Below are 4,660 nucleotides of genomic sequence, written 5' to 3'. Positions count from 1 at the left end.
GACGGTGCGGGAGAGCGGACTACCGACGCTGCTGTTATGGGGAGACGAAGACCAGGTCACTCCGCCCACCCGGTGGGACGAAGCCGTAGAACTGCTGGAACCGGTCCGCGCTGAACTCATCCCGCAGACGGGACACATGGTCTCCTACGAGCGCCCGGCACTCACCGCGGAGCTGTTCTCGGAGTTCCTCACCTTGATCGAGGGAGCGCGACGATGACCGACGACCAAGTAGACGTGCTCGTCGTTGGCGCCGGCCCGACCGGGACCACCCTCGCCATAGACCTGCACCGGCGCGGCCACACCGTGCGGCTGATCGATGCCTCCGCGGGCGCGTTCGACGGCTCCCGCGCGAAAGGCATCCAACCGCGCACCCTCGAAGTTCTCGACGATCTCGAAGCAATCGACGACGTCATCGCCGGCGGCAGCACCTACCCGCTGCTCGGCGCCCATCTCGGACCGGCCACTCTCCCGTGGCCCATGATCAAGACCCGCGATCCCCGCCCCGGCGTCCCGTTCCCGAACACCTGGCTCATCCCGCAGTTCCGCACGAACGCCGCCCTGCACGCGCGGGCAGCCGAACTCGGAGTGCATCCGGGGTTTGGGACCCGGCTGACAGGCCTCACCCAGGACGACGGTGGCGTCACCGCGACCGTCACGGACGAATCCGGCGACGACGAACGGCAGATCACCGCCCGGTATCTGCTGGGCGCTGACGGCGCGTCCAGCACTGTCCGGAAGGCACTTGGGATCGGATTCACCGGCCGCACCGACGATGCGGACAGGGTGATCCTCTTCGACGCCGACACCGATGGTCTGCTCCGCAACAGGTGGCACGTCTGGCCAGGACTCGGAAAGACCTTCGTCGGCGCCTGCCCGCTGCCGCACTCGAACACGTTCCAGTGGATGATCCGCCTCAGCCCCGACGAGACCCCGGTACTCGACCCGGATGCACTGCGGGCACGGGTCGCCGACCGGATCGGATCGAAGGTGACCCTCGGGACCATCCATTGGACATCGGTGTTCCGCCCCAACATCCGCCTCGCCGACGCCTACCGCCGCGGGCGGGTGTTCATCGCCGGAGACGCCGCGCACGTGCACCCCCCGGCGGGCGCTCAAGGACTCAACACCGGCATCCAGGACAGCTACAACCTCGGATGGAAGATCTCCCAGACCCTCGCCGGTGCCCCCGAAACGCTCCTGGACACATACGAGAGCGAACGGCGTCCGATCGCCGCCGCCGTGCTCGGGCTCTCAAGCCGTAAATACGACGGGCTCGGCACCCTCGATCTGTCCAGCATCACCCGCGGTGACGCCGAACAGCAGCTCACCCTCAACTACCGGCACACCACCAATGACACTTCGCCCGCCGGCAAGCGTTCACTGCGGGCAGGCGATCGGGCACCCGACGCGCGACTGCGGGACCCGCACGGGCGACGTAAGCGGCTGTTCGAAGCGTTGCGCGGACCACAGTTCGCTCTGCTCGGATTCGGCTCCGGCACCGCTGCCGAGGTATCGACCCTCCCATGGCCGGGCGCCGGCGCCGGCCTCATCCGGGTCGTGGTCACTCCTTCCGCAGAGCCCGACCCGACCAGGCCGAATATCCTGCACCTCACCGATGCGAGCGGTGAATTTGCGAAGGTGTACCACGCGAGAACGGAGACGCTCTATCTGGTGAGACCCGACGCGTATCTCGCCGCCGTTGCGACCTATGACCGCGCAGCCGCCATCATCGCCGCGGCACAACCGCTGATCCCGCATGCCGAGGTCGTGTCATGACCCGCACGCTCCTGCGCGGCGCACAGGTCATCACGCTCGCCGCCGGTCGGCCGGACTGGGAACCGGCCGCCATCCTCATTGAGGACGACCTGATCCTCGACGTCGGGACGAACCTGCCCGACCATGACGCCGAGGTCATCGATGTGACGGGAAGGATCATCCACCCCGGCCTCGTCAACGCGCACCTGCACACCTGGCAAACCGGTCTGCGCTCCGTCGGGGCGGACTGGACGCTGGCCGAGTACCTGACCAACATCCACGGCACACTCGCTCATGCCTACCGGCCGGAGGACATGCGCATCGCCGCACTCGTCGGCGCCCTCGGGCAACTCGATGGTGGCACAACCACCATCGGCGACTGGTGCCACAACAACCCCACCCCCGCCCACACCGACGCCGCGATCGACGGGCTCATCGACGCGGGCATCCGCACGGTGTTCCTGCACGGCGCCCCGTACACGAAACTCGCCGCCGACTCCACCCGAGAACTCGACCGGATCCTCGACGGCCCCGGTCGGCAGCACCGCCTCCTGACCATCGGCATGGCGATCCGCGGACCCCAGCTCTCGCCCGCCTCGCGCGCCATCGCCGACCTTCGTGCAGCGACAGAACGCGGGATCATCGCCTCGATGCACCAGACCGGCGGGACCATGAAACCCGCGTGGGACCGCGTGCACGAAGCAGGCTTGTTCGGCCCATCCGTCAACCTCGTCCACGGCGCCGGGCTGACCGACGACTGGGTGAGGACCCTCATTGATCTCGGCGTCACTTTCACGAGCACGCCGGAGAACGAGCTCGGCCAAGGTCATTCCGACCCGATCGCGCTGCGACTCCTGCGGCATGGCGCCGCGCCCTCGCTGGGAACCGACACCGACTCCGTCGTCAGCGGTGACATGCGTGTCGCCGCCCGCATGACCCTCGCCTTCCAGCGCGGCGCCCGACACAACACACACCGGGCCGAATCCGGCATCTTCTCTCCGGTGAACGCTGCCACCAGCCGCCACGCACTGGAATGGGCGACCTTCCATGGTGCGCAGGCGCTCGGTCTCGCGAGCCGGATCGGGCGCCTCGAACCCGGCATGCAGGCCGACCTCGTGATCATCGACCCGCGTACGGTCGCTTTGTGGCCCGCCCACGACCCCATCGCCACCGCCCTCGCTGCGCATCCCGCTGCCATCGAAGCAGTGCTGGTCGCCGGCGAATGGCGCAAACGCGCCGGCGCGCTCACCCACCTCGGCCTACCGCAGTCACTGCACACGCTCCAAGAGTCAGGGCACCGAATACTCGAGGAACTCACCAGCCCAGCCCTTTTCGCACGCGCGCGGAGACACGTCGTCGCGCAAGTCGCCGGTCACCGAGTTCGCACCGAGCTTGCCATCACACCTGAGATGGCACCCCATCCGGGCCACGCCTAGAGCGACGCGAGTCGACGCCCGATCAACGGGAGCGCTCCGCCGACAAGCCAGCGAGAAACAGATCGAGTGCATACCGGAACTCGTCGTCGAGCCGCATGCGCGCCAACACTTCGGACGCTGACCGCGTGGCCGGGAAGACCAGCGGGTCCAAGCCCGCGAAGAACCCCTGCGTCAGCAAAGGATCAGTTCCCGACTCCGCATGCAACTGCGCGGCGAACCCGATCACCATCCGAGACACCGTCGCATACGCGCGAGCCGCCTCCGCCGGGGTGAACCCCACATTCAAGAGCAACCGCAGCACGCCCTCGCGCACGGCAAGCGCGTTCGGTCCCGTGGGGATGTACTCCGTCAGCAACGCAGCCACACCCGGATGCGCGGCCAGCGAGTCGTAGAGCGACAGCGCCGCCGACCGACAGATGTCTTCCCACTCCTTGGTCTCCCCGGTTTGCGCGATGCCTTCCAGTACCTCGAAATCCGCGCGGCCCAACACGTCATCGACGACGAGGCCAACGAGCTCCGCTCGCCCGGACACGGCCCGGTACAACACCGCCAGACCAGTCGACAGCCGGTTTGCCAGGGCCCGCATTGTCAGAGCCTGCGGACCGCCATCATCGACGATCGCCAACGCAGCTGCCACGATCCGCTCCAGCGGCACCCGCGGCCGGCCACGACCACGGGGAACCGTATGCTGCACGCCTTCCGCCATCCCACCATTCTGGCCGTCACCGACGGGAACCGCTCACTGAATCGGCCCCAGACCTGGGCGCGCGATCCCACGTGTGCGCCGCACCGAGACTGGGACCATTCAGCTCTGGCTTGGGGAACAGAAGGAGTTCGGCAGAATTTGGGTTGCGGCCGGTCTCGATGTGACCAGGGCTGGCGACCATGGATGTCGTCGCCCTCGCATATCGGAGCCGTTTATGCGAGTGGTCGCCAAGCGGGCAGTGGACTCCGATCCACGTCATTTCGTCCTGCTCAACGGATCCGTCTGCCGCGTCGAATGCCCGGGCTGTGACGCCGCGTTACGCCCCATGCCGGTGCGTGACAGACGGCGGGATGCCGCGGCGACGCTTCTGTCTACACTCACCGAGTGGGTCGCGCACGCTTGTCGAGCGCCGCGTCTCATGTTTGTCTCACGCGCGACTGTCCCGTCGTGCACCAAGAACACAGCACTGCCGAAATGAGGAGGCGAAACCGTGAACAGAATCCGCACCGCGACGACGATCACCACCGTGGGAATAGTGGTGGCGATGATGGCGGGTTGCACCCCCAGCACCGCGGAGTCGGCGAGCGAGCCCTCCACGGCGGCGGAGGCGGCAGCGCCGTCCGTCGACGAGCTCCGTCTCGGCTACTTCGCAAACGTGACTCACGCGCCTGCCCTGGTCGGCCTCGAGGAAGGCCTCTTCGAGGATGCCCTCGGCGACGTCGACCTCACGACCCAGGTCTTCAACGCCGGCCCGGCCGCGATC

At 67.7% G+C, this 4,660-nt stretch carries 4 protein-coding genes and 1 pseudogene; 4 read left to right on the top strand and 1 reads right to left on the bottom strand.

What is annotated here, in order from left to right; all coding sequences use genetic code 11:
• The 3 genes from VNT50_RS05380 to VNT50_RS05370 form a co-directional block, all read left to right on the top strand.
• Positions 1–217: alpha/beta fold hydrolase (locus VNT50_RS05380; protein ID WP_414683940.1), on the top strand; the 217-nt coding region annotated here is incomplete at its 5' end.
• Positions 214–1,776 (top strand): FAD-dependent monooxygenase, encoded by a 1,563-nt coding sequence (locus VNT50_RS05375; protein ID WP_325484073.1) that lies wholly within the window; start codon positions 214–216, stop codon positions 1,774–1,776. The genes VNT50_RS05380 and VNT50_RS05375, both read left to right, overlap by 4 nt.
• A complete protein-coding gene (locus VNT50_RS05370; RefSeq protein WP_325484072.1) occupies positions 1,773–3,191 on the top strand; it encodes an amidohydrolase family protein in 1,419 nt (472 codons plus the stop codon). The genes VNT50_RS05375 and VNT50_RS05370 overlap by 4 nt, the downstream gene beginning before the upstream one ends.
• Positions 3,192–3,213: 22 nt before the next feature.
• Here the strand turns inward: VNT50_RS05370 and VNT50_RS05365 are convergent, their stop codons facing one another.
• The gene (locus VNT50_RS05365) at positions 3,214–3,897 is read right to left on the bottom strand and encodes a TetR/AcrR family transcriptional regulator (protein WP_325484071.1); all 684 of its coding nucleotides are present in this window, start codon (positions 3,895–3,897) and stop codon (positions 3,214–3,216) included.
• A gap of 490 nt (positions 3,898–4,387) precedes the next feature.
• Between VNT50_RS05365 and VNT50_RS05360 the strand changes: the two are divergent.
• A pseudogene (locus tag VNT50_RS05360) lies at positions 4,388–4,660 on the top strand (sulfonate ABC transporter substrate-binding protein); the annotation flags it as partial.

The sequence above is a fragment of the Microbacterium sp. genome (assembly GCF_035554235.1).
GTDB lineage: Bacteria > Actinomycetota > Actinomycetes > Actinomycetales > Microbacteriaceae > Microbacterium.
This window is presented reverse-complemented; position numbering and strand designations above follow the sequence as displayed.

What these genes read in the sequence shown, in the direction of transcription:
- VNT50_RS05375 (WP_325484073.1), top strand. Translation starts at nt 214, where the DNA reads ATGACCGACGACCAAGTAGACGTGCTCGTCGTTGGCGCCGGCCCGACC.
- VNT50_RS05370 (WP_325484072.1), top strand. Translation starts at nt 1,773, where the DNA reads ATGACCCGCACGCTCCTGCGCGGCGCACAGGTCATCACGCTCGCCGCC.
- VNT50_RS05365 (WP_325484071.1), bottom strand. Translation starts at nt 3,897, where the DNA reads ATGGCGGAAGGCGTGCAGCATACGGTTCCCCGTGGTCGTGGCCGGCCG.